We start from the raw sequence: 26,920 nt of genomic DNA, 5'->3' as shown, positions 1-26,920 counted from the left end.
GATGGCTTTTCGCGGATTAGGTTCTCGTCTGTGAGAGAAGATGACTAATATCAAAACAGGATCGAAATCACGGGGATTTTTGCCCTCTCTTTTGTTGTGCACCCTTGCTCCCACAGCCACGCCAGTTATCGCCCAGCAACCGCCGCCGATGGATATCGAAAGAAAGATCATCAGTAACAATTATGTGGACCTAATGTCGGGTACGACATCGATCCCCATAACTTTATGGTCGGGTGGGCAAGGCGATCGGATTCTCGAAAGTGTGATGGATATCGGGGACGGTTATCCCAATAACAGCCTCTGGGCGGGAATACGCGCCGAAGGCAATCAGACGATCGCGTATCTCGGCCTCTCCAGCGAAATCCTCGTAGTTAACTCTACCTATGCGGCCTACAAGGGAAGTAAGGTAGTTATCAATCCCGACGGATCCGTCACCTATACGTTTCGTGACGGAACAGAGATGCACATCCCAAATGCCAGCGGCTTTACGGGGCCGGCCGACATTGTGCGCTTCCCCAGCGGTCGCGTGCTGCGATTTTCTGCCGGCACCATCACACAAAACGATGGTCTGATGGCGACCGGCGGATATCTGGTCAATCTTGCCTATAAATATTGCCCCGCTGCATCGCCCTGCTCGGGCCTGTCGGGCTGGCCTTCCGGTTCTGTCGTCCAGCAGGATGCCGGATCTGTCCGCACAAGAACTGCGACTGACAGTCGCGGAGCGGTGCATGTGATCAAGGCCGATCTCTATAATCAGGTGCTCTCTTACCAACCCCCCGGCACCGGGGCGGCCGGCCTGATTACCTATGACAAATGCAACCGGACGGCGCCTTACGATTGCTACCGCACCTTTTCGAACGGGATCGGCGGCACAACTACCGTGCCACTATACGCGAAGACAATCTCCTCAACCAGAAATGGGCAGACTTGGTCTTATAACTTTCAATGGAATCTGGGGACATACTACAATATCTATCAGGAAACGTCACCAACCGGGATTGTCCGCAAGGCTTATTTCTACATGGACCCTCAAAAATCTTGGCCAATATATTTAAAAGATGACAATTTTACCTACAATTATGCCCAGAATGAATCGCGAAAAATTATCTCTCTAGTGCTTGAAGAAGGAAATCTCCAGCAGATTTCCTATGATGCACGGGCAAATGTCATCAGCATTACCGAAAAGGCAAAACCTGGCAGTGGCGCCGCCGACCAAGTGACAACATTCGGATACGATGCAACTTGCGTGAATTATAAGACATGCAACAAGCCCAATTGGGTGATCGACCCACGAGGCGCGCGCACCGATTACACCTATCATGCGTCGAGCGGGCATTTGCTCAGCGAAACGGGGCCGGCAGTCAATGGCGTTCGGCCGGTTCACCGCTATGCATATGTGCAGCGCCGGGCCTGGTACCTAAATTCTACCGGGCAATATGTCCAAGATCCTGACCCTATTTGGCTCCTGGACACGGCGAAGTTTTGCACGAGCGGAGCAACGATAGGCGACACATGCGAAGTCGCAGGAGCTGAGGTCGTCAAGCGCTACGAATATGGTCCCGACAGCGGCCCAAACAATCTTTGGTTGAGAGGTATTGCCGAAGAAGCCAACGGCGAGATTCTGCGCACCTGCTTCGTCAACGACAAGCTCGGCCGCAAAATAAGCGAAACCACAGCCAAGGGCACAGCATCTCTTCAGGCTTGCCCGTGACCGCGGGCAGATTTTTCGTCATCAGTCCGGGAAAGTTATGAAGAAAATCAGCGCTACACCGGTAACCCTCTTTGCCTCTTTGCTGACGGCAATCACTTCACACGCCTATGCGCAAGGGCCGAGCGAATATACAACGGCGTATCGATACGATATCTTGGGAAGTCTGACGGGGGAAATATACGCCGACCCCGATGGCGCGGGTCCACTCAACTACCGCGCCAACCGCCTCACTTACAATGCGGCGGGACAGCTGATCAAGGTAGAGGAAGGCGAGCTCTCGACCTTTCAAACGGACAATGTAGTACCGGCAGCATGGACAGGCTTTTCTGTTGCCCGCTGGACCGAGATCACATGGAACGACCGTGGGTTGAAGGCGACTGAAAGCCTATGGAGTGCGGGTACCCGTTATAGTCTCAACCAATATAGCTACGACGCGCTTGATAGACTCGAGTGTATAGCGCAACGTATGAACCCGGCGGTCTACGATAGCCTTCCAGCAAGCGCCTGCACCTTGGGCACCCAAGGCAGCTTTGGACCTGACCGCATCATTAAAAACACCTACGATGCGACCGGTCGGCTTCTTAAGATCCAGAAGGCCTATGGCACGGCACTGCAGCAAGATTACGCGACTTACACCTATAGCCCGAATGGTAAGCAAACGAGTCTGACCGACGCGCGGGGCTATAAGGCGTCGATGACCTACGATGGGTTCGACCGGCAGGTAAAATGGAATTTTCCGTCGCTGACGACAACCGGAACGGTCTCGACGACCGATTACGAGCAATATGGCTATGACGCCAACGACAATCGCACCTCGCTGCGTAAGCGCGACGGCAGTACCATTACCTATCAGTATGACGCGCTGAATCGCAACACGGTCAAGATTGTGCCCGAGCGGACCGGGCTGGCGGTGACGCACACGCGCGACGTCTATTATGGCTATGACCTGCAGGGCCTCCAGACCTATGCCCGGTTCGACAGCGCGGCGGCGACTTCGGAAGGACTGACCACGGCCTACGATGGGTTCGGGCGGATGACCTCCTCGGCGCTCAAGATGGATGGGGTCACGCGAACGCTATCCTATGCTTCCGACAAGAACGGCAATCGCACCGAGCTGACATGGCCCGATGCTGCGAAGACCAGCTATGGCTACGACGGGCTCGACCGGATGAAGACGCTGTATGAGGGCGCGATCGGTTCGACGGTCAACATGGTGACTTACGGCTATAACAATCGCGGCCTGCGGGCGACGCAGGATGGGCGATATGGCCAGGCCACGGTGTTCGGTTATGATCCGGTCGGTCGATTGAACGCTCTGTCGCACAATGTTACCGGCACGGCGAACGATGTGGCCTTTACCTATGGGTATACGCCGGCGTCGCAGCTGACGCAGCAGGTGCGCAACAATGATGCCTATGCGTGGACCGGGCACTTCAATGTCGATCGCAACTACACGGCGAACGGTCTCAACCAGTATACGGCGGCAGGCGCGGCCTCGTTCACCTATGACGCGAATGGCAATCTGACATCGGACGGATCGACGACGTTCGTCTATGACGTCGAGAACCGGCTGGTAAGCGCGAGCGGGGCGAAGACTGCGACGCTGCGCTATGATCCGCTGGGGCGGCTCTATGAGACGGTGGGCGGCGGTAGCACGACGCGCCTTTTGCACGATGGCGACGAGCTGGTCGCTGAGTATAATGGCAGCGGCACACTGCTGCGGCGCTATGCGCATGGCAGCAGCGTCGACGATCCGGTGGTGTGGTACGAGGGCAGCGGCACCGCGAGCCCGCGCTGGCTGCATAGCGACCATCAGGGAAGCGTTATCGCGGTCACCGACGCGACGGGCGCCGCGATCGCGATCAACAGCTACGACGAATATGGCATCCCCAAGGTCGGCAACGTCGGGCGGTTCCAGTATACCGGGCAGGCGTGGCTGCCCGAGATCGGCATGTACTATTACAAGGCCCGCATCTACTCGCCGACGCTCGGGCGGTTCCTCCAGACCGATCCCATCGGATATGACGATCAGGTCAACCTCTACACTTATGTGGGGAACGATCCGGTTAATAATATCGACTCTGACGGAAAGCAGGCTCTAGACCAGTCGGCACAATATGTGGCGGCCTATCGAGATTATTCCGAGGCCGCGCAACGGGGTGAGAATCCAACACCAGTACCAGAGCAGATAGCGAATGCTCAGGAGAAATATCATACTCCTCTGATCGCGTCTTTTTTCGTTCCGGTGGAAAAAGCTGCAACCATGATCGGAAAAGTTGCGGCTCGAGCATTGGGACTGGAGGGAGCGGCGACCAAAGCACTTAGCTTTGCCTCCGGCTCGCTGCGCAGTTCGCACTTCGCCAAGCATTCCGGGGAATTTGGCTTCAAGACGGCTGCGGCTTATGAAAAAGCGGCAAGCAATTTTCTCGGCGGAAAAGCGGGTCGCGGAGTGCTCGAAGGAACAAGGAAGAGCGGCGACATTGTACGATACAATCCCAAAACGAACGAGTTTGGAGTTTTGTCGAAGGATGGCAACATCAGAACTTATTTCAAACCGGATACTGCTCAGCATGGTTTGAAAACTAATCTGGACTATTTCGAGAGAGAGATCGCTAGATGAACGAACAGAACATCTGCCCAGTTTGCGGCTTTCCCGAACTTGAAGAGCCAGCATATGTCGATGGCGAAGCAACCTTTGTCATCTGTCCTTCTTGTGGAACGGAATTTGGCTACGATGACGTAACAAAATCATTTGAACAGTTACGCGAACAATGGATCAAAGCTGGGTGCCCGTGGTGGGGAGGTGGCTTAGAAAAACCACGCAATTGGAATCCGAGATTTGATCGAGCGGATAGGGCAGATTGACTTGTCGTTTAGTCCTTAGGGAGAACCCATATCATTGCGCCGTTGCCGCCGTATTGGCCCAATCTCCTTTCCGCCCTCTACTTTCGTATCATGATCTCCGAGACGCTTCGCCCCGTCACATCACGGCCGAGTTGCAACACCAAATCCACGGTTGTTCGAACGTAAGCGAGAATATCCTCGCGCTGGAGCGTCGAGCCGCCTTCCAGAACCAGTAGCGCCAACTGCTCGAACGCCCGCTCGACACTATCGGCATGAATCGTCGTCATTGATCCCGGATGGCCGGTATTGATCGCGCGAAGGAAGGCGAACGCCTCCGGCCCGCGCAATTCGCCCAGGATGATCCGATCGGGCCGCATGCGGAGCGATGCGGACACGAGATCGTTGGCCGTGACTGCAGCCTCGCCCAGCGCACTACGCGCCGCGATCAATCCGACGGCATTGTCGTGCACGAGCCGTATCTCGGGCGTATCCTCAATCAGGATCAACCGCTCTGCTTTCGGGATTTCGCGGATCAAGGCATTGAGGAAGGTGGTCTTGCCCGACGAGGTGCCGCCGGAGATCAGGATATTGAGCCGCCCGCGCACCGCTTCGCGCAGCGCCGCCGCGATCTCGCCGGCATCCGCCAGCTTCCGTACTCGTTCAGTCGCCGCCGACTGCGCATCTCCCGTGGTCCGGACATTGCGGAAAGCATCGGCAGCCACATAATCATCGAGCGTCAAATCGGCGGACACATGCTTGCGGATCGCAATCGCGATTTCGCCGCGGGTCGCCGGCGGCAGAGCGATCTGGATGCGCGACCCGTCGGGCAGACTTGCCGAGAGCAAGGGATGCTCGCGGCTGATCCCCTGATGATTGAGCGCCGCCACCTGCCGCGCCAGCCGTGGCAATAGCGCGGCGTCGAGTTCAGAAGCCTCGTGGCGCTCGATCCCGCCGCCGAGCGTCTCGATCCATATCTCGCCGGGCCGATTGATATAGATATCGGTGACATCGTCACGGTCGAGCGCAAAGGCGAGCGGGGCAAGATAGCTTCGTAGATAAACCCGATCGGCGAGCTGCGTTGCGGTCATCGCCGCGCCTCGACCGCGGTGAAGTCGAGGTCGCGCGCAACGAACACGCTGATGCTCGTACCCTGCCGAACACTGAGCGTCGGCGGAATCTCGGTCGCTGGCGTTGCAGTGCCGGCGGCCGGGAAGGAGCCGGGCAACGCGACCACCACCGAGTCCCCAGCCGATCGCGCCGCGAGGTTGCCGCCGATCAGCATCGCCGTCTGGAGGATCGATCCAGCGAAGCGTTCGAAGAAATGGCTGTCGACTTTAGCGCGCACCCCGCCGACACCGACGGGATCGGTAGTGGGCGACCCGATCGCGATCGTCACGCCATCAGGACGGATCAGCCGTGTCCAGGTTACAAAGGCTCGCTTCTGCCCGGGACTGGTCTCGGAACGATAATCCCCGATCAGCCGGCTGCCGCGCGGGATCAGCACGCGCGTGCCGTCAAATCCATAGACATCGCGTTGGACGAGAGCGCGTGCAAACCCCGAACCCGTCGAATTAAACCCCGTCTCGAGCACCGCAGGAATGAGCGTGCCCTGCGGCACAGTGGTCGCGCGGTCGGACATCGCGCCCGCCCTGCTACGCCCGGCAACGTCGGCACTTCCCGAGGGCAATGGGCTGCCACCAGCACCAGAAGCGCCCTCTGACGCAGCCGCTTGTGGTTGCGATGAATCGACGACAAGAATCGCGCCGCTGGCCGAGCGAGGCGGCGCGACCGGCGGAGGCGGCGCATAGGAGAGTGGCGGCGGGGTCATCGGCGCAGGCTCCTGTGGCGGCACCACGGCCGATCGGCCTTGGGGAGCCGGCTGGATCGGCACCGGGCCCGGCGCTTGCGTGAGCGGGATCGCCATCGCCGCGGGCTGCGCGGGCGGAATATAAAGTGGTGGCGGCGTTTCGGATGCGGCCACCAGATCGGCGCGCGCGGGCCGCACCGCCGGCGCGCTCAATGCCCGCCGTCTCGCATCGAGGATCGAGAAAAGCAGGATGCCCGCCAAGACCGCGCCGATCAGGATCGCCGTGCCGGACAGCCCCGAGGAAGGCCGGGCAACGCGCGGCATCGTGCCGCGCTCAGCCGGTTCTACCGGACCGTCCGGTGGTGCATCGGGCGCCGTCATGGCGTTTTGTCCTTCGGAATGTATCGCTTCGCGCGCGCGGCCTTCTGGTCGATCCGGAACAGGAGCTGTTGGTGGACGCTGTCGATGACATAGAGTCCGCCGCGCATATTGCCGTTCGCGAGCCGCTCGCGGCCATATTCGTCGATGACGAAGGCCGCCGGGAGCGGTGTATCGGCAGCCCAATCGATATAGGTCTTCGCGCCATCGTCGTGGATCGCGACCGGCCACAGCGCCTTGACTCCGCTCAGCCTATAGCTGCCAACCGGCTCGCCCATCGCGTCGAGAGCCCCCGCCGCCCCGTTTGCCGTATCGGCGGGGTAGTTGAACCGGACCTCATAGGGCGGCGATCCATAGGCCACCGGAACCAGATCGAATGCATAGAAGCGTGCGCTGGTGATGACGGTCATGTTTGTGCTGACGCCATCCTGCGTCGGGCGAACGAAGAGCATGTTACCGCTCTGGCTCGCGACCACCTGCCAGGCACCGCTGTCGCCGAGCGCGACATTCTGGATTCGCTCGTCGGGAGCGAGTGCAATCAAAACCTGATAGCCCGGCGCGCCCCCGATCTCGACGACCTGGTCGCGCCGATAGTCGACCGTCTGCATGCGCTGATCGCCACCACTCGGCTGCGGGCGCACCTGCGCCTGCGCCGTGGTCGCGAACAGCGCCGCCAACAGGATCCAGAGCGGCCGGCTCCTCATGGATGCGCCTGCACCGGCTGCGTCGCTCCGGCCGCCACGCGTGGATCGGTCACCGTCGCCGCGGCTGCCGGTGGTCTGCCTTGGAAAAACTGGTCCAATTCTAGAGAGAGAGCCGATTGTGGCGAAAGAATTGGAGAAAGTTATGGGACGTCAAAGTTTTACGCCGGAACAGATTATCGCGAAGCTGCGTGAGGCGGATGTGCTTGTGGGGCGGGGATCGACGGCGGTCGAGGCTTGCCGCCAGATCGGTATATCCGAGCAGACGCTGTATCGGTGGCGCAAGGAATATGGCGGCCTGAAGGTTGATCAGGCGCGGCGGATGAAGGATTTGGAGCGGGAGAATGCGCGGTTGAAGCGGCTTGTTGCTGACCTCGCGCTGGACAAGGCGATCCTGCAAGAGGCGTCGAAGCTGACTTTTTGAGCCCCTCCCGTCGCCGCGAGGCGATTGAGCAGGTTCGTCGTGCGTTGCCGGTATCGGAGCGACGGACCTGCCGCGTGCTCGGCCAGCACCGCTCGACACAGCGACATCCTCCGAGAGATGATGCCGACGAGCGACGCCTGACGGCCGACATCATCGCGCTGGCGAAGGATTATGGCCGTTACGGCTATCGCCGTATCCATGCGCTGCTCGGGCATGCCGGCTGGCAGGTCAGCCTGTCGGTGGTCGAGCGCATCTGGCGGCGGGAGGGTTTAAAGGTGCCGAAGAGACAACCGAAGCGCCGCCGGCTCTGGCTTGGCGACGGGTCGTGCATCCGGTTGCGCCCGCTGCACCGCGGGCATGTGTGGTCCTACGACTTTGTCGAGGATCAGACGCACAACGGCCGGAAGTTCCGGATGCTCAACATCATCGACGAGCATAGCCGGGAATGCCTGGCGATGGTGCCGCTGCGGCGGTTCCGGTCGAACGACGTCATCGAGGTCCTCGCCGATCTGTTCATCGAACATGGCCCACCCGAGCATATTAGGTCCGACAACGGCCCCGAGTTCGTTGCCCATGCGGTGCGTGAATGGCTCGGGCGGCTCGGCGTCACTACCCTCTATATCGAGCCCGGCAGCCCATGGGAGAATGGCTATATCGAGAGCTTCAATGCCCGTCTTCGCGACGAACTGCTCAATGGTGAAATCTTCTACAGCCTGGAGGAGGTCCGGTGCGTCACCGGCTGGTGGCGCGATCATTACAATCGCCTCCGGCCGCACAGCAGCCTCGGATACCAACCACCGACTCCGGAAACGATCAAGATGCCAGCCTGGCCGCTCGGCTCCGCTGCGCTCCGCCTCCCGCCCAGGCTGGCATCGGAGGCGATCTTCAACTAACTATGCAACCGGACCAGTCATCGCGGGCAGTCCATTCAGCATATAGCCGTCGCTGCTGACGATCGCCTGCACGCGCACCATATAGGGATAATAGCATGTGTGTCCGCAGACCTCGGCGTCCTCTACTCCCTTATAGGCATATTCGAGCTTGCGTCCGTCGGGCCGGCTTACAGTCATAAGATACCCGCGAATATTCATCGCACCCGACATCCGCTGATCGTCGGCATTGACGCGCTGGAAATAATAGATTGCGCCATCGGGGTCTGTATAGGTGTACGCTTCAAGAGCAGATGTCGATTTGACCAACGTCGAACCATCGCCATCGGCGGGTACATAAACCCCACCGCTCGACAGGAATTTGATGGTCTTGCCATGCAGGAAGACATAGCGATCACCGGATGTTCCTCCTGCCACATAGGCACGGAACTTGCTAAAATCCGTGATGCCAGACCAACTGGCCGCTGAAGACAAATCGCCGACGCCAACCGGTTCCGTTGCGACGCTGATTTCGCCAAACTGCACGTCGACGCCGCGGCCGTCCACGATTTCGCGATTGGGCGTGATGTCGCCTTTGAAGAGCCAACCTTGAGCATTCGCTGTGCCTGATCCAGCCAGGACCATGACAAGGAAAAACCATCCAAACAGCAGCCGGGAGGAAAATCGCCTACCATCTAATCTCGTTCGCCCCGACATCCACTCGCCCCCCGTCAAATTAGCCCCTGAACGAGATCAAGTCTCAGGGCGGCGGATTGGGCGAGTTGGTCACTTTCAGCCGGGTGCGGTTGTCGGCCTTGTCATGGGTATATTCGGCGGTGACATTGTTGTTCACCGTGCCGGTGCGCACGACCTTCACCAACCGGCCCTTGGCGTCATAGGTGTAGGTGATGGTTTCTGTCGCAAGTGCAGGCGGTGCCAAGCCGGCAATGAAGACTGCAAACGCTACGGGGCTGGCTATATTCCTGAATGCCCCCATGCAATCGTCTCCCCAACGACTCGCCAGAATGAAAGCAGTGCTTCCGAGGTATTAGAGCATGTGTACCGGTGCTATTCCCACCGTCAATTCGGAACATCGCCGCACCCCTCTGAAAACAAATGAATTATGACCAGATTGGATCGATTTTTCGGGATACGCCAAATCGGCTCCCTCGCCCTTACACTTATTCCGCTCAACTCCTCCACCGATCCGAATATTGTCGGCTTCTTCGATATCCGGAAGGGGGTGTAGGCAGCAGCGGACTGCTCAAGGTTCAAATAACAACCTTCAGCGAGTTATAACATCGGTGTTCCCGCGAAAGCGGGAACCCAGTGTGGGATCAGCCGACGCACGCTCTGGGTTCCCGCTTTCGCGGGAATGACGAAATAGTGGCGCGATAAAAGATAGTAGCTCGACAAAATAAAAGGCCCACCGGCATGGCCGGCGGGCCCTTGGTTCTTTGGGGAATATGCGGGCCGGCGCGATGGGCCTTTGCGGCCGCCGGCCCTTCGCTGTCCTAGGGCGCGAGGATCGCGACGGCGAGGTACAGCAGCAGCGGCAGGCCGAAGCCCAGCAATGTCAGGGCGACGAAAGCGACGCGCGTCCACAAGACGTCGATGCCGAACTGGTCGGCCATCCCGGCGCACACGCCGAAGATCATCCCGCTGCGACGATTCTTGCGAAAACCCTGGTTCATGTCTTTCCTTTCGATCCCGGCCGGACGGCCGGCGTTCTTGGTGGCCTTTCGGGGCTGGTCAGGCGACCAGCCCACTGAAATGCGCAGCGTTCGGGCCGACAGCGGCGAGGAACAGCATCGAGCAATAGAGCGAAGCAACCGCCGCGATGGCGTAGCTCTTGAGCGAGTCGACGTTGAAATGGGCCATGATCTTGTCCTTCCTATATGGGTCCGCCGGGCCATCCGGTGGATGCCCGATGTAATGCAGGAGGCGTGCCAATTTCATTCATTGGCGGTTAACCGGGGTTTTTTGGGTTCGGATATTTTATTTCAACGAGATTTTTGCGGTGATATGGTGAAAATTGCCGATTATGGGAAATTTACAATATCGGTACCCGGACTCTTGGACAAGCTCAGGACAGGCTTGATCCGGGGTCCCGCTTGTCCCCGTCGCTGAGCGGGACCCCGGATGAAGTCCGGGGGGTATAGTGATCGTGGGAATAAATTATTCGGATGACCACAGATCAGGATTTCGGCTGGAAGCGAGAGATTGCCGCCATCCGTGGGAAGGCGCATGTGCGTTCCAGCTTTCGCTCGTCAGTTGGTAAAGTCATCCAAGGCTAACGAAACAGCATCAAAACATGGAACGAAATTCTTTAGAAGCCTAGATATAGCCTTACTTATCTCTTCGACGTCCTGAACATCATTGATAGATATGCTATTGTCCTTCAAGAATTTTGAGTATTTTTTCCCTTCATTGGACGCGGTTTTTTGAAACCGAATTTGCGGTATTCCCTTTTCTGCCGCGACGGCTTGAATTGCTTCGATCAGCTTTTTTCGCAATTCAAAATTCTGAAGAGGACCAATCTCGGCGACCAAGCGCACGGAGCCTTCCGTTCCTTTATCGCTCTGAAATAGCTGCATCCAGCAGATCAGCGGATAACCCGACCACCAATTTTCGCATCCGGTCCAAGAATGCCCATTTTTGCTAAGTGCTTCATACCAATTCAATGGCAGGAAACTAAACTGCTCCCCGCCGCTCCAAAAGCTAACGAGGCTGATTTTTCCGGCTTTGACTACGGCCCCATCGCCCCAGTCATCTCCGAAAACTTCATCGCGGGCGAGTAGGAAGTTTGTCGATGATCCATAATCCCATATAAAATCAAGAACTTTGCGGTGTTGGCGGTATAGCGAACGGGCTAACTGTTCCATCTGGTCCCGTTCTTCACTCATGCCCGCCGCCTCTCTGATAATTTCGATATAGTGTTCGATAAAAATTCGAACTTGTTGTGCGAGGGACTGCCCCTCTGCATCTATTACGCGAGGCAGCAGGTCGCAGATTGCATCATACCCGATTGACGCATAGCTGGCATCTTCGGGGTCTTCATCGTGCAGGGTCAGGAATATCCCCTTGATGTCCAGCCGCCCTTCTTCCGGTTCGAATGCAGTCCTGACCTTTTCAACGTATCTCGCAAGCTGTCCGCTATGCTGGGACGAATGGAATTTATTCTCGACTATGAAGGCCCAGTTGTTCCGGCGGGAAAGTAGGAAGAGGTCAATGTGCTGCCATTCGCGACGCACCTCCATGTCGCGAAGATCAGCTTGGACGATATCGATTGCAGTCGGACAGCCTTTTGCACTCTCGCCCTTCATAGCTTCAGCTAGGAATGCCCTCAAAAAGCGGTCACCTAGGCCATGCGTTTCCGATGGATCGAGCAGCCAGCCGAGAATATTCGAATGGCGGACCTCCATACTTTCCATCCGCATGACACGAATAGGGTTGAAGCGATTGAGATATATTTCTAGGCGATCGATGTCGGTGTTATTAACAAATAGGTTTTCCAGATCGGCATGGCTGGGGTGTTGGACTATTTCAGTCATGAGAGAATCTTCGGCCCGCTGTTTATCATGGTGATGGGTTCGGACAGCTTATCCGGCCAATCAGTATCATTGCGAATTGCCTGCGCTGCAAGTGTCGCCCGGAGATAATTTCAATCGTCGGGGAGCAAACCAACGTCGTTAGCATTTAGGGCGCTGGCAAATTTGGTGAGCCGATCCCGGTATTGATTTTGGTCCATAGAAGCCAATTCGATTATCTGGCCGGTGGCTGGAACTTTAAGAATCAGGGAATTGCCCTCAGCTTCGAGAGATAGCGGCGCATCCGCTGCCCCGAATTCATTGTGATGCGCAAGCAAGCTGAATTGCTCGCCCCGGCGAACGCCAGTGATTGCTTTTGTCGTCTGCTTCAATTTCCCGGCGTTGTAATCTAGCAGGGATGCGGTGACGCTGCCGTTGATATTCCCGCCGCTCGCTTCGACAATCTGCAACTGGATAAGGGCGTTCTCGTCACCGCCCACATAGGAACCGGAATAGTCTGGTTCCGATATGCCGCACCCTGCCAGCATCAAGCCAAAAGCGACCGGAAAAAATTGCCGAAACATGCGCACCTCCGCTGCCATTCGATCAGTCGGAATTAGCGGGAAAACCTTAATATGATGGATATATCCAGTGGTTTTATATCCTTCAAATACTGTCCATCATGCCCATGCAAGGGCGGAAACTTGTCGGGCAAAACTTGAAGCGCGTTCGCGTTGCCCAAGCTGTTTCGCAAGAGCAGCTTGCCTTCGATGCTGGCGTTGATCGCTCCTATCTCGGCGGCATCGAACGCGGGGAGGAAAATCCGAGCGTCGATACGCTGGAGAAAATCGCCCGCATATTGGGCATCGAATTGCTCGAATTTTTCCAGCCGGTGAATGACGCTGGCCAGCAAAAGGGATTGCGGCCCGGTCGGAAGCCCGCCAGCTAGACCAACTGGGCCACAACCCGTGCTAGCTGTGGCGACAGGCGGCAAGCACCATCTTTGCGCAAGATGAAATCGGCCCCGGTGAACGTGCGGGATTGCACAAAATCCAATATGGCGGCGTCAACGCGAGGGCGTTCCGGTTCCAGCATGTCGAGAATATAGCTGACGCTGGTTCGCTTTTGCCGGTGCATGATGCCGAGAAGCGGGCTGTAGCCATCGGCGATGGCTATGACCTGCAATTTGCTGTGTATGACCGCATAGCCATAGTTGAGCATGGCGTTAATCGGGTCGGTAGCGCGGCGATTTTCCGGTTTGCATTCGTGGACCGAACTGCGACCCCGATAGGTCAGCCAGCTATCCGGCACCGGATATCGTTTCGAGATTTTCCATTGCGGACGCAGGTGCCGCCAAGCGCGAAAATAGAGCGAGGCGCATTCGCCCTCAATCGCTCGCACCTGCTGTAAATCGTCCAGTGGCCTCCCAAGCTCCGCAATCCCGCGTTCGGCCCTCGCGATAGCGGCATCGGTATCCACGGTTTGCGGCAAATGCCCCGAAAGGGTGGCGATGCTGTTCCTCAGCTTCCCCGCGATCAAATCTTGCACGAACGCCATGCGCCGTTTCGGGCAGGCCAATGTTTCGCGTTGCCAGTCGATCTTGGTTTGATCCGCAGCAAAGCCATCGCCGCTCGCCACAATTGCCACGTCGCCGGAAGCCTTGATCCGGGCGAGCGCAATGGATTGCTCGGCCAGCCAATCCAGCACGTCGAAGGATAGCGAGCCGCTGCCGTCCAAAAGGACAATGATACGCGGCAATTCCAAATCGCCTTTGAAATAGCGACGGCATTCCTGCTTTTGGGGATAATGGGTGAACCCATGTTTGATAATCAGCGCGCCTTTTTCGACGCGAAGGGAATTGCCGTGACCGGCCAATATCAGCGAATTGGAATTGCGTTCGCGAAGCCGTCGCGGCTTTTGCAATTCCTCCAATTCGGCAAGCCAGTTTTCGGCGCGAATTGCCCATTCGTCGGCAACGTCGCGGGCGTGAATATTGGCGGCATATAGCATTCACGATTTTTAGCAGAATCGCGTGTAATTGTCGCTGGAATTAACCTGTTTTCTGGGCGTTAAATGCACATATTCGACCCTAATTCTCCGCTCAGGACCAATTGGCAAAACGCTGATGACGTGGCCTTTGCCGCGTGGGAATCGGCGGGCCATGAACATCGGGAAAAATATCGCGATAGCGGTCAATCGCCTGCTCGATCAAAGTGGCTGGAACGCGAGCGGCTTGGAATATTGACGGATGCCTTAGCAGACGGCGAATTCATCGCTTTGGGCATTTCACCGGATGACAATTCTCTCGATATTCGAGAAATTCCCCAAAATCTGTTCTTGTCGGCAGAATTGGAAATTGATGCCGTTAATTCGGCAATAGGGGGCTTGGGCCGTGAATTCCGCGATGTCCGAATTTGCCGTGCGCCGCCTGCAAATCCTTTGGAAGCATCGAAGGCAAACTCTTCGGGTCGTCCCACCCTGATAATGATAGCGAAAGTTGCATGGGACGCTTTGAAATCGGCAAATCCCAATTTTCTAAACGTGCCTAAATCGACGCAAAACATCGAGATTCAGGAAATGGCGGCGACGATGTTTCCGGCGCAATTTCCCGGCAAATGCAGAATTGGCGAAAGCACAATCCGGCGTCATCGCAGGACGCATCCCGATCTGTTCACCTGATCGAAACAGACCATAATCATTTGAGCAATTTCGGACTCTCCTAACGGCCCCGGCAACGGCCGCAAGCTCCCAGAAGTGCAGCGAATGATTCGCTGCGAAGTAGGGAGTCTAACGTGGCCAGAACACGAGATTTTCGTGCAGAATATCGGCGCCGCATTGCCAATGCGGCCAAGCGCGGTTTGAGCCGGTCACAGGCGCGAGGCCATGCGCGCGCCAACGAAGCGCCAGTCCGATTGACGTGACCCCCTGATTTTCCTCCACGAACGATTAGAGTCTGGCCTGAAGGAAGGACAGACGATGAAGCGTGCAAGGTTTTCAGAAGAGCAGATCATTGGGGTGCTGAAGGAGGCAGAAGCGGGCGCGAAGACCGCTGATCTCGCCCGGCGGCACGGTGTGTCTGAAGCGACGATCTATAACTGGAAGGCCAAGTATGGCGGCCTAGAGGTATCCGAGGCCCGGCGCCTGCGAGAGCTCGAGAGCGAGAACGCCAGGCTCAAGCGGCTTCTGGCCGATGCAATGCTGGACCAGGCTGCGTTGAAGGATCTTCTGGCAAAAAAGTTTTGACGCCCGCCGCGAAGCGGGAAGCTGTCGCTCATCTGCAGGCGTGCCACGGGATGAGCGAACGGCGGGCGTGCCGTGTCATCGATGCCGATCGCAAGAGCGTGCGCTATCGTTCCACCCGGGACGATGACACTGCTCTGCGCGAGAAGCTGCGCGGGCTGGCCAACCAGCGTCGACGGTTCGGCTATCGCCGTTTGCATATCCTGCTGCGCCGGGAAGGCGTGATGATCAACCGGAAGAAGACCCAGCGGCTCTACAAGGAAGAAGGTCTGGCGGTGAGGCGGCGACGCAGCCGCAAGCGTGCTGTCGGCACGAGGGCACCTGCTCCGGTGCTGGCACTGGCGAACCAGCGCTGGAGCCTCGACTTCGTTCATGACCAGATGGCGTCGGGCAGGCGATTCCGCGTTCTCAACGTGGTCGATGACGTGACCCGGGAGTGCCTGGCAGCGGTGCCCGACACCTCGATCTCGGGGCGCCGTGTCGTGCGCGAGCTGACCGAGCTGATCGCACAGCGCGGCAAGCCGGGGATGATCGTCAGCGATAATGGCACCGAGCTCACCAGCAATGCCGTGCTCGCATGGTGCGGCCAGAGCGGCGTGGAGTGGCATTACATCGCCCCGGGCAAGCCGATGCAGAACGGCTACGTGGAAAGCTTTAACGGTCGCATGCGCGACGAGCTGCTGAATGAGACCCTGTTCATGAGTCTTGCCCATGCTCGGGTCGAGATCGCTGCCTGGGTCGAGGATTACAACCGGGAGAGACCACACTCGTCCCTTGGCTACGCAACCCCGGCGGCGTTCGCCGCTGAACTGAATAAGCAATGGCCTGCTTCGCTACGCCCTCCGGGCTCCGCTACGCAGCCCATTGCTTCAACCGCGCTGATGCGCAAAACAACCGCCCGGCTCTAATCTCAGCTGGAGGAAAGCTGGGGGTCACGTCACGCTCAAGAAATGAGCGATTCGGGTGCCGCCGAACGAGGTTTGCCGAGACGGTGTGGTCAGCAGCGATAATTCCGGCGGCAATCACTATACCCCCCGGATGAAGTCCGGGGTGACGAGACTGTTGAAGACTGGCGCGGGGTCGATACGTGCGGTAGTCGCAATCGGGCATGACGCTGACCCGCCTTTCGCTGACCGATTTTCGCAATCATGCCGGCGCGGACATGGCGGCGGGGGCGGGGCTGGTGGCGCTGCACGGCGACAATGGCGCGGGCAAGACGAACATATTGGAAGCGATCTCGCTGCTCGCGCCCGGCCGCGGGCTGCGCCGCGCGCCACTGTCCGACATGGTGCGCGATGGCGCGAACGGCGGCTTCGCCATTTTCGCCGAGGTTCTCGCCGGGGCCGACCTGCCGCCGGTGGCGCTGGGGACGGGGATTGAGCCCGCGCATCCGGGACGGCGGATCGTGCGGATCAACGGCGCACCGGCCGCGGCGGCTTCGCTCGGCGAGTGGATCGCGATCCTGTGGTTGACCCCGGCGATGGACCGGCTGTTCGTCGAGAGCGCGGGCAACCGGCGGCGTTTCCTCGATCGCCTCGTTCTCGCGCTCGACCCGCGCCACGCGCAGCACAGCAACCGCTACGAAGCGGCGCTGCGCGCGCGCGGCAAGCTGCTCGCCGATCCGGGGCAGGCCGATCCGCAATGGCTCGCCAGCCTCGAGGCGCAGCTTGCCGAGCATGGCGCCGCGATCGACGCCGCGCGGCTGGCGACGCTCGCGGCGCTGTCAGGCGAACTCGCCGACCAGCCCGACGCGCCGTTCGCGCGGCCGCTGCTGACATTGGTCGACGGTGAGGGACGCGCGCGAGAGATGCCCCACGATGTCGAGGCGCTCAAAGCCCTGTTCGCTGCGCGCCGCCGTATCGATGCTGCCGCGGGCCGCGCGACCGCGGGGCCGCACCGCGACGACCTCTCCGCCGTCCACGCCGCGACCGGGCGCGCGGCGGCGCGCTGCTCGACCGGCGAGCAGAAAGCGATGCTGCTGTCGCTCGTCCTCGCGCACAGCGACTGCGTCGCGCGCGGGCGCGGGGCGCGGCCGGTGCTGTTGCTCGACGAGGTGGCGGCACACCTCGACCCCTCGCGCCGCGCGGCGCTCTACGAACGGCTCGCGGGGCAGGGCGGGCAGGCGTGGCTGACCGGGACCGAGGCGGCGCTGTTCGCCGACATGCCGGGGCCGGTGACGCGGTTCCGGATCGCCGGCGGGCGGATCAGTCCTTCGGCTTGACCGTGACCCAGATGCTGATCGGCGCTGCGAATTTCCCCGGCGCGGGTTTGCCGACGTCGATGCGTTCGGCAGTGACGAGCTCGCCGGTGGCGAGCGTGAAGCTGGCCCATGGTTTCGGCATCCGGTTGAAGCTCATTTTCTGGAGTGGCCCGCCGGTGGCGGTGTTCATGATCGTTGCTGTGATTCCCATGCCGCGCGGGTAGCGAGGGGGAAGCGATTCTGTCCAGCGCGAAGGAAAGGAATGACGGGAGACGACCGGAAGCTGACAAGATATCCTCCCCGGCACGGGGAGGGGGACCATGCGAAGCATGGTGGAGGGGCACCCTCGGTTTACGTTTCGATCCAGAAAAGGCGCGCCATGACCCACCTGCCCCTCCACCACCTTCGGCGGTCCCCCTCCCCGTGCCGGGGAGGAGCGGCATCGTCCGCTTCCCACCCCAAAGCCGCCGTCGCGGTCAGAGAATCTCGCGCACCCGGTCCTGCGGGCGGCAGTAGCGGACGCCCTTTTCGGTCTCGACGAAGGGGCGGTCGACATAGGCGGGGTTGCCGGTCATCGCGGCGATGATTGCGTCCTCGCTCGCGTCCTTCAGTCCGCGCTCCTCGGCGTCGGTGCCGCGCAGGCGAAGCGCCTCGCGTGCGGTCAGACCGGCGTCGCGGAAAAGCTGGCGCAGCTTGTCCGCCGTATAGGGGGTCTTCAGATATTCGACCACCTCGACCTCGACGCCGGGGGTCTCTTCGAGAATCGCCAGCGTCTTGCGCGAGGTGCCGCAGGCGGGGTTGTGCCAGATGACTGCCTTCATGCCCCCGCCCTAACGACAGCTTACCGCAGCGTAAACCCGCTATTCATGGCATATATGGCACATCTGCCCGCATGAAGGGGAACCACCAGCTTGCCTTTCCCGGCCCGGATACGATCTATGAGCGGATCGAGGGACCGCCAGAGGCGGCCAATGCGGGGTTGCTACTCAAGTGAATGAACTGATCGATCGGCGGACATTGCTGGCTGGCTTGGCGGGCGCGGGGGCGCTCGCCGCGACGTCGGCGCGGGCCGCCCAATTGCCCGACTGGATGGCGCAGCCGTCGACGCCGGGAACCATGCCGCCTCCGGCGCCCGTACAGGCGCCGGTCGACTATCTTGCCGTCGCGCGCAAGCAGTTGGCGCTGCAATCGCGCTCCATCCACCAGACCGACCGCGTCGGTATCGTCGATTTCGGCCTGCCCTCGTCGCGCCCGCGCTTCGCGCTGATCGACATGGCGGCGGGCAAGATCGAGATGTTCCCGGTGACCCACGGGCGCGGCTCGGACCCGCAGCACGACGGCTGGCTCAAGCGTTTCTCGAACGCGCCGGGTAGCCTGGCCTCGTCGCGCGGTGCCTATCGCACCAGCGATTATTATTGGGGCGCGAACGGCTCCTCGATGCGGCTCGCGGGGCTGGAGGCCGACAACAGCAACGCCGACATGCGCGCGATCGTCATCCACGGCGCCTGGTATGCCGAACCGGCGCTGATCGCGACGCAGGGCAAGCTGGGGCGCAGTGAGGGCTGCTTCGTCTTCGGTGAGGAATTGCTGCCGATGGTGCTCTACAAGCTGGGGCCCGGGCGGCTGCTCTTCGCCGACAAGCTGAGCGCGCCGCCGCCGATGCCGAGCTTCCCGATGCCGACAGAGCCGCTGCCGGGGACCGAGAATATCATCCGCACCAGCGCGAGCAGCGGGACGATGCCGAAGACGGCGGATTAAATCACAGGATCGTCATTGCGAGCGCAGCGAAGCAATCCAGAGCACGCGTAAACCGCTCTGGATTGCTTCGCTGCGCTCGCAATGACGAGGCTAATCAATAAATCCCGCTATCGCCCAGCTTGCCGGCCTGTGTCGCCGCCGGCGTCACCGGCGCCGTCGGCACCACGACCGGCGGATTGGGCGAGATCACCACCGCCGCGGCGCGGCCGGGTTTGGCGAAGCTCGCGACGACGGGGGCGTCGCGGCCATAGATGTCGGCGAGCTTGGTGATGCCGCCCTTGGCGCCCGGAACCACCGTCCAATAGGCGACATAGACGGGGAAGGGGTCGTCGAAGCTGAACTTCGTCGTCTTGCCGCTGGCGATCGCCTCGCCGAATTCCTCGGGGCTCTTGCCGGCGAAATAGACCGCCATCAGGCCCGAGAAATGCAGCGCGCGCTCGGTGCGGATGCAGCCATGGCTGAAGGCGCGCGCGGCGGCGGCGAACGCGCCCTTTGACGGCGTGTCGTGAAGATAGATGGCGTGCGGGTTGAGCATCTCCATCTTCATCACGCCGAGCGCATTGTTCGCGCCCGGCTGCTGGACGACCGACAGCGTCTTGCCGCTGCCCGTCCAGGTATAGCCCTGCGCGCGGGCGCGCGCCGGATTGTTCGCGATCGTCGCGCCGATGCCTTCGGCGATAATGCTCTTGGGCAGCGTCCAGGTCGGGTTGACGATGATGCCGGTTGCCATCGGGTTGAGCTGCGGCGTCGGGGTCGACGGCTTGCCGACGACCGCCTTGTGCGTCGCGATCACCGTGCCGCCATGGATGACGCGGGTCAGATATTCGGGGACGTTGCTGACGACATAGCGCTCGCCGAGATCGCGGGGCATCCAGCGCCAGCGTTCCATGTTGACGCGGATCGCATTGGCGTCGGCGGGGGTTTTCGCGCTCTTGAGCGCGGTCTTCAGCACCGCGAAATTAGGATGCACCGGGTCGAGCCCGGCGAGCGCCGCGGGGACCGAATTGGAGGTCAGCGCCGAGGTCAGCAATGCGACCAGCGGCTCGGTCTCTGCGTCGCTGTCGGTCATGAACCACTGCTTGCGCGCCACGTTCGGCGTGCGGCCGTCGCGCAGGTGCGTCGCAAGTAGCAGGAAGCTGTCGGTCGCGACCTGATCGAGCTTGTCCTGATCGCCGCCGTCGATCGCGGCCTGCAGCGCGTCGGGATTATAGTCCTTGGCGAAGAGTCCTTCGTCGCCGACGGTCTGGATGAAGCCGAGCAGCGCCTTGGCGTTTGCCTTCGACCAGTCGGGCAGGTTGGCCTGTGTCATCGTTTCGACGACGGGGGCGTCGTCCTTGACCTTGTCGGGCTGCAGGACGACCGAATCCTCCTTGACGTTGGTCTGCGCGACCGCGGGGGCAGCAAGCAGCGTCAGGGGGAGGAGCAGCGCCGCGGGGTGGCGCAGGGCGAGGGGGGAGTTTTTGACCATGGCGAAGGCCATAGCCAAAAACTTTCCCTAGTTAAAGTGAGCTAGGGCACACGCAACGGGTGGTAGGACGAATTCGGTCGCAAACGTTCGTCATTCCCGCGAAGGCGGGAATCCAGCTTTGCGCCAGCGCCGGAACGAGCTGGATTCCCGCCTTCGCGGGAATGACGGAAATGGGTGGATGCGGAGGGTAGGCTTTAAGCCTGGCCCTCTTCATCCTGTCGTGCGAGCCATTCCTCCAGCCATTTGATCGTGTAGTCGCCGTGGATCACGTCGGGGTCGGCGAGCAAAGCCTGATGCAGCGGAATGTTCGTCTTGACCCCGCCGATCACCATTTCCCCGAGCGCGCGGCGCATCCGCATCATGCAGCTTTCGCGGCTGCGGCCATAGACGATCAGCTTGCCGATCATGCTGTCGTAATAGGGCGGGATCGAATAGCCGGCGTAGAGCCCGCTATCGACGCGGACGTGCATGCCGCCCGCGGCGTGATAGCTTGTCACCTTACCCGGCGAGGGCAGGAAGCTGCGCGGATCCTCGGCATTGATGCGGCATTCCATCGCATGGCCGCGGAATTCGAGATCCTCCTGGCGGACCGACAGGCCCGCGCCGCCCGCGATGCGGATCTGTTCGCGGACGAGGTCGAAGCCGGTGATCATCTCGGTCACCGGATGCTCGACCTGGATGCGCGTGTTCATCTCGATGAAGAAGAATTCGCCATTTTCCCACAGGAATTCGATCGTCCCGGCGCCGCGATAACCCATCTTCGCCATCGCGTCGGCGCAGATGCCGCCCATGCGCGCGCGCTCCTCGGCCGAGATGATCGGCGAGGGGGCTTCCTCGAGCACCTTCTGATGGCGGCGCTGGAGCGAGCAGTCGCGCTCGCCGAGATGGATCGCGTTGCCGTTGCCGTCGCCGAAGACCTGAAATTCGATGTGGCGCGGATTGCCGAGATATTTTTCCATGTAAACGGTCGGATCGCCGAAGGCGGCCGCCGCTTCGCTCGACGCCTGGCCCATCAGGCTTTCGAGGCTGTCCTCGTCGGGAACGACCTTCATGCCGCGCCCGCCGCCGCCCGACGCGGCCTTGATCAGCACCGGATAGCCGATGTCCTGCGCGAGCTTCTTGGTCTCCTCGCTGAACGTCACCGCGCCGGGCGAACCCGGAACCACCGGCAGGCCGAGCTTGACCGCGGTGCGCTTCGCCTCGACCTTGTCGCCCATGGTGCGGATGTGCTCGGGCTTCGGCCCGACGAAGATCATGTTGTGCGCTTCGATGATCTCGGCGAAGCGCTCGTTCTCCGACAGGAAGCCGTAGCCGGGGTGGATCGCGTCGGCGCCGGTGATCTCGGCCGCCGAGATGATCGCCGGAATGTTGAGATAGCTGTCCTTTGCCGCGGGCGGCCCGATGCAGACGGCTTCGTCGGCGAGGCGGACGTGCATCGCGTCGGTGTCGGCGGTCGAATGGACCGCGACCGTCTTGATGCCCATTTCGTGGCACGCACGGTGGATGCGCAGCGCGATCTCGCCGCGGTTGGCGATCAGGAGTTTTTCGATAGCCATCGGGTGAATCAGCCGATGGTGAACAGCGGCTGGTCGAACTCGACCGGCTGGCTGTTCTCGACATGCACGGCCTTCAGCGTGCCCGCGGCGGGGGCGACGATCGGGTTCATCACCTTCATTGCCTCGATGATCAGGATCGTGTCGCCGGCCTTCACGGCCGATCCGGGCGCGGCGAAATTGGGGGCGCCGGGTTCGGGCGCGAGATAGACGGTGCCGACCATCGGCGACTTCACCGCGTCGGCGAAAGCGTCGGCGGCGGGGGCCGGTGCGGCCGCAGGGGCCGGAGCCGCGGGGGCGGCAGCGGCAGGCGCTGCGACGGGAGCGGGCGCATAGGCGACGGGCGCCGCGGCGGCGGTCAGCGTGCGCGCGACGCGCACCTTGCGGTCGCCGTCCTCGACCTCGATTTCCGAAAGCTGCGTGTCGTCGAGCAGCTCGGCGAGCGCGCGCACGAACGCCGGATCGATGTTGATGCCATTGTCTTTATGGTCACCCATGAGAATTTTCCTGTTGTTGCGGCCCCGGTCTGGCGGTGCCTGACCCCTGTTCTGATGGCGCCCCTCTTGTCAGAGACGGGCGGCGGCGTCCAGCGCCAGCGTATAGCTTTGCGCGCCATGGCCTGCAAAATGCGCGGCGGCGGCCATGCCGACATAGCTCACATGGCGGAACGGCTCACGCTGCATCGGGTCCGACAGATGGACCTCGATCACCGGCACCTTGATCGACTTGATCGCGTCGTGGATCGCGATCGAGGTGTGGGTATAGCCGCCCGCATTGAGCAGCACCGCCTTGGCGCCCTCGACATAGGCCTCGTGCAACCAGTCGATCAGCACGCCCTCGTGATTGGTCTGCCGACATTCGACGCGGAGCCCGAGTTCGGCGGCCCGCGCCTCCAGCCGCGCGTGAATGTCGTTCAGCGTATCATGGCCGTAAATCTCGGGCTCGCGGGTGCCGAGCAGATTGAGATTGGGGCCGGAAAGGACATAGACGAGCGGCGTTTCGGACAAGATGTGGCCTTTCGGAAAGGGACGGATCAGCGTTCGCGATCCTGATAGCGAAAAACACCCAATATCGCGATCCGGTCCTCGTGAATCTCGTATGCGATCTTGAAATGATATTTGATCGTCACGATGCGCCGGAACGGCCGGTCCGGAACCTGCATGCCCGAGCGCGGATAGTGCCCGAGTTGGTCGATCGTGCGATATATGTCCGACAGGATGTTCGGAAGCGACTCCGGGGCGATATTTTCATAATGATCGACGATGGCGCGCAGATCGGCTTCCGCCTCCTTGCGGAAAAGGATCGCCGTCATGCCGAGAAGGGGCGGCCAAAAATCCTGGCAATGTCGTCGGGGTCCGAAAATTCGGGCGCCGGATCAGCGGCACGGCGATCGATTTCGGCGAGTTCCCCGTTGGAGAAATCGAAGCGTTCCGACATCGAATCCATCAGCGCGGCCAACGCCTGCTCGACCGTTTCAAGCTGATCGGCGGGCAGTCGCTGTGCGAAGGAAAAGAATTTTTCGAGCGATGTCATACCATGATCATAAAGGAAAAAAGCTGCGCCGGATATGGCGTTTTCCGCGAAAGCCGGTAAGCGGTGCGCCATCATGTCCCTCATCACCATCATCCTCAACGGCGAACCGCGGCAGGTGCGCGCAGGCAGCATCGCCGACCTCGTCGCGTCGCTGGGGCTCGACGTGAAGAAGGTCGCGGTCGAGCGCAATCGCGAAATCGTGCCGCGCTCGACGCTGGCCGATGTCGCGCTCGCCGAGGGCGATGTGCTGGAAATCGTTCATTTCGTGGGCGGCGGCTAATGGCCGTCGCGCGCATCATACCCAATCGCTACACGGATGATCCGAAGGCGGGGGCGGGCTTCTTCAACGAGGTGCTGGGGCTGGAGACCGCGATGGCGATGGATTTCATCACCATCTATCGCTCGGCCGCGCAGCCGATGGCGCAGATCAGCATTCTCAGCGAAGACCCGTCGGGGCTGCGTCCCGCCTATTCGGTCGGCGTCGACGATGTCGACGCGGTCCATGCGCGCGCCGTCGAAGCGGGGCACGAGATCGTCTATGCCCTGCGCGACGAGCCATGGGGCGTCCGCCGCTTCTTCGTTCGCGACCCGCTCGGCGACATCGCGAATATCGTTCAGAACAAGGATTGAATGTGGACAAGATCGACAGTTGGAGCGTTGCCGGACGGACCTTCACGTCGCGGCTGATCGTCGGTACCGGTAAATATAAGGATTTCGAGCAGAACGCCGCCGCGGTCGAAGCCTCGGGGGCCGAAATCGTCACCGTCGCGGTGCGCCGGGTCAATGTGTCGGACCCGAATGCGCCGATGCTCACCGACTATATCGATCCGAAGAAAATCACCTACCTGCCCAATACCGCGGGCTGCTTCAACGCCGACGATGCGATCCGCACGCTGCGGCTGGCGCGCGAGGCCGGCGGCTGGGATCTGGTGAAGCTGGAAGTGCTGGGCGAGGCGAAGACGCTTTATCCGAACATGCGCGAGACGCTCGAGGCGACCGAGGTGCTCGCCAAGGAAGGCTTCCTGCCGATGGTCTATTGCGTCGACGACCCGATCGCCGCGAAGCAGCTCGAGGATGCGGGCGCGGTCGCGGTCATGCCGCTCGGCGCGCCGATCGGGTCCGGCCTCGGCATCCAGAACCGCGTGACGATCCGCCTGATCGTCGAGGGCGCGTCGGTGCCGGTGCTCGTCGATGCCGGCGTCGGCACCGCGAGCGATGCGGCGGTCGCGATGGAACTCGGATGTGACGGCGTGCTGATGAACACCGCGATCGCGGAAGCCAAAGACCCCATTCGCATGGCGCGCGCGATGAAGCTCGCGGTCGAGGCGGGGCGCGACGCCTATCTGTCGGGCCGCATGGGACAGCGGCGCTATGCCGATCCGTCGAGCCCGCTCGCGGGGTTGATCTGACCTTCTATCGTCATCCCGGCGAAGGCCGGGATCCCGCCGGTGCGTCAGGACGCGAGGGTGAGATCCCGGCCTGCGCCGGGATGACGGATGAGAGCTAGGGCACCCGCTTGACCGGCGGCGCGATCCAGCTTCCTTCGAGCGCCGGGCGGCGCGGGAGGTAGAGGCGCAGGTTCATGCTGAACGGCCCGTCGGGGGCGGGCAGCCAGTTGGCTTCCTTGTCGGCGCCCGGATTGTCCTTTTGAATATAAAGGTCGAGCGAGCCGTCGGCGTTGAAGGTCAGCTTGTCGCGGTCGCCGATCGCGAAGCGGTCGATCGGGTTGGCGACGAAGAACTGGTCGGCGCCATACATGGTCAGCGACCAGAAGGCGTCGGCGGGCGGAATCTGATCCTTGTCGAAATGGAGGACATAGCGCGACGCGCCGGTCAGCGGCTTGCCGTCGCCGTCGAGCGGCGCCATCGGATAAATGGCTTCCTCGGGCGGCAACGCGCCGAGACCGGCAAAGGCGACGAAGGCGCGCTGGAGATAATCATTGCCATAGACGCCGAGCGCATTGCCCATCGCGACCCAATTGTTGCGGGTGAGCGCGACGCCCTTTCGCCGGTTCACGATCCGCTGCCACGCATCGGCGGCGGCGCGCGTCAGCCCGCGCTGCACCGCCGGATCGGCGGCGGCGAGGTCGAAGCTCTGCCCCGGAACCAGCCCGACGCGCTCGATCCGCGCCAGTACCGCATAGTCGCTGGCGTGCGGCGGATTGTGCTTCAGCGTTTCGGCGAACAGCGCGAAGAAGGCGGCGGGGGTCATGTTCGCGACCTGCTCGACCGGCGGCGTCTTCATGTCGATCGTCGGATCAGACTTCAGCGCCGCGGGCGCCTGCGGCTTGCCCCAGCCCGACAGCGGCGTCGCGGCATAGCTCGCCTGGAGGGCGTGAACATGGTCGTAATCGGCGGCGCCGTTGGTCTGGATGCGGCCGATGATCCAGCCCATCTCGGTCGGGCTGCGCACCATCCGCATGCCCTTCGGCAGCGTCCCCTGCCAACGCGGCCCGACGAGCGCGACGATGCCGCCGTCATTGCCGGTGGTGCGCGTGCCGAGCGCGGCGAACACGTCGGTCCACATGTCCATGATCGGCACGACATGATAACGGCCCGCCGTTTTCGGCAGGGTGATGATCAGCGGCTCCTTGCCGACATCGAACCACAGCGGCGAATAGAGCGTGTCGGCATTGGGGCGCACGACGTCCTTGAAGGTCGCGTCGGGATAGGTCCGCATATGCCCGAACCGGTTCATCGGCGCGCGCATCCGGCCTTCGCTCGCGTTGGTCGACACGCGGCGCGTGGTTTCCATCAGCACCATCGGATAGGCGTAGGTATAGGCCTCGAGGCCGATGGCATAGGCGTCGTCCTCGCTGACCGGCGCGGCATAGGCCGCGCCGGTCACGAAGGCGGCCGCCATTGCCAGAAGGGCAAGCAGGCTTTTCATCGAATCACGCTCCTG

General features: G+C 61.1%; 31 protein-coding genes. 12 read left to right on the top strand and 19 right to left on the bottom strand.

Going from position 1 to position 26,920, the window contains the following annotated elements; translation table 11 throughout:
- The first annotated feature begins 40 nt into the window (after nt 1–40).
- Genes NP825_RS12565 through NP825_RS12555 form a run of 3 tightly spaced genes read left to right on the top strand, consistent with a single transcriptional unit; the run spans nt 41 to nt 4,576 of the window.
- On the top strand, nt 41–1,711 hold the full coding sequence (locus NP825_RS12565) for a hypothetical protein (RefSeq protein ID WP_257543910.1): 1,671 nt from the start codon (nt 41–43) through the stop codon (nt 1,709–1,711).
- 37 nt (nt 1,712–1,748) lie between these two features.
- Nucleotides 1,749–4,331 (top strand): RHS repeat-associated core domain-containing protein, encoded by a 2,583-nt coding sequence (locus NP825_RS12560; protein ID WP_257543907.1) that lies wholly within the window; start codon nt 1,749–1,751, stop codon nt 4,329–4,331.
- Nucleotides 4,328–4,576, top strand: coding sequence for a hypothetical protein (locus NP825_RS12555; RefSeq protein WP_257543905.1), 249 nt, complete (start codon nt 4,328–4,330; stop codon nt 4,574–4,576). Before NP825_RS12560 ends, NP825_RS12555 begins: the two co-directional genes overlap by 4 nt.
- A gap of 77 nt (nt 4,577–4,653) precedes the next feature.
- On the opposite strand, the gene virB11 is transcribed toward NP825_RS12555, so the two are convergent.
- From virB11 to NP825_RS12540, 3 genes are read right to left on the bottom strand one after another with little or no spacing between them, the layout of a single operon-like run.
- Nucleotides 4,654–5,643: a P-type DNA transfer ATPase VirB11 gene (gene virB11, locus NP825_RS12550; protein ID WP_257543903.1), complete on the bottom strand. Its 990-nt coding sequence runs from the start codon at nt 5,641–5,643 to the stop codon at nt 4,654–4,656.
- Nucleotides 5,640–6,743 carry a TrbI/VirB10 family protein gene (locus NP825_RS12545; protein WP_257543901.1) on the bottom strand — a complete coding sequence of 368 codons (1,104 nt, stop codon included), beginning with the start codon at nt 6,741–6,743 and terminating at the stop codon, nt 5,640–5,642. The genes virB11 and NP825_RS12545 overlap by 4 nt, the downstream gene beginning before the upstream one ends.
- The gene (locus tag NP825_RS12540) at nt 6,740–7,444 is read right to left on the bottom strand and encodes a TrbG/VirB9 family P-type conjugative transfer protein (protein ID WP_257543899.1); all 705 of its coding nucleotides are present in this window, start codon (nt 7,442–7,444) and stop codon (nt 6,740–6,742) included. The genes NP825_RS12545 and NP825_RS12540 overlap by 4 nt, the downstream gene beginning before the upstream one ends.
- A gap of 142 nt (nt 7,445–7,586) precedes the next feature.
- Here NP825_RS12540 and NP825_RS12535 point away from each other — a divergent pair.
- Nucleotides 7,587–8,758, top strand: a protein-coding gene (locus NP825_RS12535; RefSeq protein ID WP_257543897.1) for an IS3 family transposase whose coding sequence is annotated in 2 segments (ribosomal slippage) — nt 7,587–7,854 and nt 7,854–8,758 — 1,173 coding nt in all. Because the reading frame shifts where the segments join, the coding sequence is not laid out codon by codon here.
- Here NP825_RS12535 and NP825_RS12530 read toward each other — a convergent pair.
- The 6 genes from NP825_RS12530 to NP825_RS12505 all read right to left on the bottom strand — a co-directional run bounded on the left by NP825_RS12530 (nt 8,759) and on the right by NP825_RS12505 (nt 12,848).
- Nucleotides 8,759–9,379, bottom strand: coding sequence for a hypothetical protein (locus NP825_RS12530; RefSeq protein WP_257543895.1), 621 nt, complete (start codon nt 9,377–9,379; stop codon nt 8,759–8,761). It abuts the gene before it with no gap.
- 115 nt (nt 9,380–9,494) lie between these two features.
- A complete protein-coding gene (locus NP825_RS12525) occupies nt 9,495–9,674 on the bottom strand; it encodes a hypothetical protein (protein ID WP_257543892.1) in 180 nt (59 codons plus the stop codon).
- Nucleotides 9,675–10,248: 574 nt separating this feature from the next.
- Nucleotides 10,249–10,428 (bottom strand): PspC domain-containing protein, encoded by a 180-nt coding sequence (locus tag NP825_RS12520; RefSeq protein WP_257543890.1) that lies wholly within the window; start codon nt 10,426–10,428, stop codon nt 10,249–10,251.
- Nucleotides 10,429–10,486: 58 nt separating this feature from the next.
- On the bottom strand, nt 10,487–10,615 hold the full coding sequence (locus tag NP825_RS12515; protein WP_257543888.1) for a hypothetical protein: 129 nt from the start codon (nt 10,613–10,615) through the stop codon (nt 10,487–10,489).
- Between the two features lie 389 nt (nt 10,616–11,004).
- Nucleotides 11,005–12,288 (bottom strand): PD-(D/E)XK nuclease family protein, encoded by a 1,284-nt coding sequence (locus tag NP825_RS12510; RefSeq protein ID WP_257543886.1) that lies wholly within the window; start codon nt 12,286–12,288, stop codon nt 11,005–11,007.
- A 110-nt stretch (nt 12,289–12,398) separates the two neighbouring features.
- Nucleotides 12,399–12,848, bottom strand: coding sequence for a hypothetical protein (locus NP825_RS12505; RefSeq protein ID WP_257543884.1), 450 nt, complete (start codon nt 12,846–12,848; stop codon nt 12,399–12,401).
- A gap of 98 nt (nt 12,849–12,946) precedes the next feature.
- On the opposite strand from NP825_RS12505, the gene NP825_RS12500 reads away from it, so the two are divergent.
- Nucleotides 12,947–13,213, top strand: coding sequence for a helix-turn-helix domain-containing protein (locus tag NP825_RS12500; RefSeq protein WP_306996771.1), 267 nt, complete (start codon nt 12,947–12,949; stop codon nt 13,211–13,213).
- On the opposite strand, the gene cas1 is transcribed toward NP825_RS12500, so the two are convergent.
- Nucleotides 13,210–14,274: a CRISPR-associated endonuclease Cas1 gene (gene cas1, locus NP825_RS12495; RefSeq protein ID WP_257543882.1), complete on the bottom strand. Its 1,065-nt coding sequence runs from the start codon at nt 14,272–14,274 to the stop codon at nt 13,210–13,212. The genes NP825_RS12500 and cas1 overlap by 4 nt on opposite strands.
- Nucleotides 14,275–14,337: 63 nt before the next feature.
- Here cas1 and NP825_RS12490 point away from each other — a divergent pair, with 63 nt between their 5' ends.
- The 3 genes from NP825_RS12490 (at nt 14,338) to recF (ending at nt 17,725) form a co-directional block, all read left to right on the top strand.
- Nucleotides 14,338–14,943: a hypothetical protein gene (locus tag NP825_RS12490; RefSeq protein ID WP_257543879.1), complete on the top strand. Its 606-nt coding sequence runs from the start codon at nt 14,338–14,340 to the stop codon at nt 14,941–14,943.
- A 297-nt stretch (nt 14,944–15,240) separates the two neighbouring features.
- Nucleotides 15,241–16,412 (top strand): IS3 family transposase gene (locus tag NP825_RS12485; protein ID WP_257543877.1). Its coding sequence is split into 2 segments (ribosomal slippage): nt 15,241–15,493 and nt 15,493–16,412, totalling 1,173 coding nucleotides; the frame shifts between segments, so codons are not numbered across the junction.
- Nucleotides 16,413–16,612: 200 nt separating this feature from the next.
- A complete protein-coding gene (gene recF, locus NP825_RS12480) occupies nt 16,613–17,725 on the top strand; it encodes a DNA replication/repair protein RecF (protein WP_257543875.1) in 1,113 nt (370 codons plus the stop codon).
- Here the strand turns inward: recF and NP825_RS12475 are convergent.
- Together NP825_RS12475 and NP825_RS12470 are read right to left on the bottom strand one after the other, a co-directional pair.
- Entirely contained in the window at nt 17,709–17,915 is a 207-nt protein-coding gene (locus NP825_RS12475; protein ID WP_257543873.1) for a hypothetical protein, read from the bottom strand. The genes recF and NP825_RS12475 overlap by 17 nt on opposite strands.
- 265 nt (nt 17,916–18,180) lie before the next feature.
- Nucleotides 18,181–18,525 (bottom strand): arsenate reductase family protein, encoded by a 345-nt coding sequence (locus NP825_RS12470; protein WP_257543870.1) that lies wholly within the window; start codon nt 18,523–18,525, stop codon nt 18,181–18,183.
- 169 nt (nt 18,526–18,694) lie between these two features.
- Here NP825_RS12470 and NP825_RS12465 point away from each other — a divergent pair, with 169 nt between their 5' ends.
- On the top strand, nt 18,695–19,462 hold the full coding sequence (locus NP825_RS12465; RefSeq protein ID WP_257543868.1) for a murein L,D-transpeptidase catalytic domain family protein: 768 nt from the start codon (nt 18,695–18,697) through the stop codon (nt 19,460–19,462).
- A gap of 94 nt (nt 19,463–19,556) precedes the next feature.
- Here NP825_RS12465 and NP825_RS12460 read toward each other — a convergent pair whose 3' ends face one another.
- The 6 genes from NP825_RS12460 to NP825_RS12435 all read right to left on the bottom strand — a co-directional run bounded on the left by NP825_RS12460 (nt 19,557) and on the right by NP825_RS12435 (nt 24,016).
- On the bottom strand, nt 19,557–20,930 hold the full coding sequence (locus NP825_RS12460; protein ID WP_257543866.1) for a L,D-transpeptidase family protein: 1,374 nt from the start codon (nt 20,928–20,930) through the stop codon (nt 19,557–19,559).
- A gap of 194 nt (nt 20,931–21,124) precedes the next feature.
- A complete protein-coding gene (accC, locus tag NP825_RS12455; RefSeq protein ID WP_257543864.1) occupies nt 21,125–22,486 on the bottom strand; it encodes an acetyl-CoA carboxylase biotin carboxylase subunit in 1,362 nt (453 codons plus the stop codon).
- 8 nt (nt 22,487–22,494) lie between these two features.
- Entirely contained in the window at nt 22,495–22,980 is a 486-nt protein-coding gene (gene accB / locus NP825_RS12450; RefSeq protein WP_257543862.1) for an acetyl-CoA carboxylase biotin carboxyl carrier protein, read from the bottom strand.
- A gap of 69 nt (nt 22,981–23,049) precedes the next feature.
- On the bottom strand, nt 23,050–23,490 hold the full coding sequence (locus NP825_RS12445; RefSeq protein ID WP_257543860.1) for a type II 3-dehydroquinate dehydratase: 441 nt from the start codon (nt 23,488–23,490) through the stop codon (nt 23,050–23,052).
- A 26-nt stretch (nt 23,491–23,516) separates the two neighbouring features.
- A complete protein-coding gene (locus tag NP825_RS12440; protein WP_257543858.1) occupies nt 23,517–23,795 on the bottom strand; it encodes a type II toxin-antitoxin system RelE/ParE family toxin in 279 nt (92 codons plus the stop codon).
- Nucleotides 23,792–24,016, bottom strand: a complete 225-nt coding sequence (locus NP825_RS12435) for a hypothetical protein (protein ID WP_257543855.1) — start codon at nt 24,014–24,016, stop codon at nt 23,792–23,794. Before NP825_RS12435 ends, NP825_RS12440 begins: the two co-directional genes overlap by 4 nt.
- 73 nt (nt 24,017–24,089) lie before the next feature.
- Here NP825_RS12435 and thiS point away from each other — a divergent pair, with 73 nt between their 5' ends.
- The 3 genes from thiS to NP825_RS12420 are packed head-to-tail and all read left to right on the top strand — an operon-like array spanning nt 24,090 to nt 25,425.
- Nucleotides 24,090–24,296: a sulfur carrier protein ThiS gene (gene thiS / locus NP825_RS12430; protein ID WP_257543853.1), complete on the top strand. Its 207-nt coding sequence runs from the start codon at nt 24,090–24,092 to the stop codon at nt 24,294–24,296.
- Nucleotides 24,296–24,646 (top strand): VOC family protein, encoded by a 351-nt coding sequence (locus tag NP825_RS12425; protein WP_257543851.1) that lies wholly within the window; start codon nt 24,296–24,298, stop codon nt 24,644–24,646. The genes thiS and NP825_RS12425 overlap by 1 nt, the downstream gene beginning before the upstream one ends.
- A gap of 2 nt (nt 24,647–24,648) precedes the next feature.
- Nucleotides 24,649–25,425, top strand: coding sequence for a bifunctional sulfur carrier protein/thiazole synthase protein (locus NP825_RS12420; RefSeq protein ID WP_306996760.1), 777 nt, complete (start codon nt 24,649–24,651; stop codon nt 25,423–25,425).
- Between the two features lie 94 nt (nt 25,426–25,519).
- Here NP825_RS12420 and NP825_RS12415 read toward each other — a convergent pair whose 3' ends face one another.
- On the bottom strand, nt 25,520–26,905 hold the full coding sequence (locus NP825_RS12415; RefSeq protein ID WP_257543849.1) for a DUF1254 domain-containing protein: 1,386 nt from the start codon (nt 26,903–26,905) through the stop codon (nt 25,520–25,522).
- Nucleotides 26,906–26,920: the final 15 nt, after the last annotated feature.

Source organism: Sphingopyxis sp. DBS4, assembly GCF_024628865.1.
In the GTDB taxonomy this organism is placed as follows: domain Bacteria; phylum Pseudomonadota; class Alphaproteobacteria; order Sphingomonadales; family Sphingomonadaceae; genus Sphingopyxis.
This window is presented reverse-complemented; position numbering and strand designations above follow the sequence as displayed.

Excerpts from the sequence above, each read along its gene's own strand:
- NP825_RS12565 (WP_257543910.1), top strand. The coding sequence starts at position 41 with ATGACTAATATCAAAACAGGATCGAAATCACGGGGATTTTTGCCCTCT.
- NP825_RS12560 (WP_257543907.1), top strand. The coding sequence starts at position 1,749 with ATGAAGAAAATCAGCGCTACACCGGTAACCCTCTTTGCCTCTTTGCTG.
- NP825_RS12555 (WP_257543905.1), top strand. The coding sequence starts at position 4,328 with ATGAACGAACAGAACATCTGCCCAGTTTGCGGCTTTCCCGAACTTGAA.
- virB11 (WP_257543903.1), bottom strand. The coding sequence starts at position 5,643 with ATGACCGCAACGCAGCTCGCCGATCGGGTTTATCTACGAAGCTATCTT.
- NP825_RS12545 (WP_257543901.1), bottom strand. The coding sequence starts at position 6,743 with ATGACGGCGCCCGATGCACCACCGGACGGTCCGGTAGAACCGGCTGAG.
- NP825_RS12540 (WP_257543899.1), bottom strand. The coding sequence starts at position 7,444 with ATGAGGAGCCGGCCGCTCTGGATCCTGTTGGCGGCGCTGTTCGCGACC.
- NP825_RS12530 (WP_257543895.1), bottom strand. The coding sequence starts at position 9,379 with ATGGTCCTGGCTGGATCAGGCACAGCGAATGCTCAAGGTTGGCTCTTC.
- NP825_RS12520 (WP_257543890.1), bottom strand. The coding sequence starts at position 10,428 with ATGAACCAGGGTTTTCGCAAGAATCGTCGCAGCGGGATGATCTTCGGC.
- NP825_RS12515 (WP_257543888.1), bottom strand. The coding sequence starts at position 10,615 with ATGGCCCATTTCAACGTCGACTCGCTCAAGAGCTACGCCATCGCGGCG.
- NP825_RS12510 (WP_257543886.1), bottom strand. The coding sequence starts at position 12,288 with ATGACTGAAATAGTCCAACACCCCAGCCATGCCGATCTGGAAAACCTA.
- NP825_RS12505 (WP_257543884.1), bottom strand. The coding sequence starts at position 12,848 with ATGTTTCGGCAATTTTTTCCGGTCGCTTTTGGCTTGATGCTGGCAGGG.
- NP825_RS12500 (WP_306996771.1), top strand. The coding sequence starts at position 12,947 with ATGCCCATGCAAGGGCGGAAACTTGTCGGGCAAAACTTGAAGCGCGTT.
- cas1 (WP_257543882.1), bottom strand. The coding sequence starts at position 14,274 with ATGCTATATGCCGCCAATATTCACGCCCGCGACGTTGCCGACGAATGG.
- NP825_RS12490 (WP_257543879.1), top strand. The coding sequence starts at position 14,338 with ATGCACATATTCGACCCTAATTCTCCGCTCAGGACCAATTGGCAAAAC.
- recF (WP_257543875.1), top strand. The coding sequence starts at position 16,613 with ATGACGCTGACCCGCCTTTCGCTGACCGATTTTCGCAATCATGCCGGC.
- NP825_RS12475 (WP_257543873.1), bottom strand. The coding sequence starts at position 17,915 with ATGGGAATCACAGCAACGATCATGAACACCGCCACCGGCGGGCCACTC.
- NP825_RS12470 (WP_257543870.1), bottom strand. The coding sequence starts at position 18,525 with ATGAAGGCAGTCATCTGGCACAACCCCGCCTGCGGCACCTCGCGCAAG.
- NP825_RS12460 (WP_257543866.1), bottom strand. The coding sequence starts at position 20,930 with ATGGTCAAAAACTCCCCCCTCGCCCTGCGCCACCCCGCGGCGCTGCTC.
- accC (WP_257543864.1), bottom strand. The coding sequence starts at position 22,486 with ATGGCTATCGAAAAACTCCTGATCGCCAACCGCGGCGAGATCGCGCTG.
- accB (WP_257543862.1), bottom strand. The coding sequence starts at position 22,980 with ATGGGTGACCATAAAGACAATGGCATCAACATCGATCCGGCGTTCGTG.
- NP825_RS12440 (WP_257543858.1), bottom strand. The coding sequence starts at position 23,795 with ATGACGGCGATCCTTTTCCGCAAGGAGGCGGAAGCCGATCTGCGCGCC.
- NP825_RS12435 (WP_257543855.1), bottom strand. The coding sequence starts at position 24,016 with ATGACATCGCTCGAAAAATTCTTTTCCTTCGCACAGCGACTGCCCGCC.
- thiS (WP_257543853.1), top strand. The coding sequence starts at position 24,090 with ATGTCCCTCATCACCATCATCCTCAACGGCGAACCGCGGCAGGTGCGC.
- NP825_RS12425 (WP_257543851.1), top strand. The coding sequence starts at position 24,296 with ATGGCCGTCGCGCGCATCATACCCAATCGCTACACGGATGATCCGAAG.
- NP825_RS12415 (WP_257543849.1), bottom strand. The coding sequence starts at position 26,905 with ATGAAAAGCCTGCTTGCCCTTCTGGCAATGGCGGCCGCCTTCGTGACC.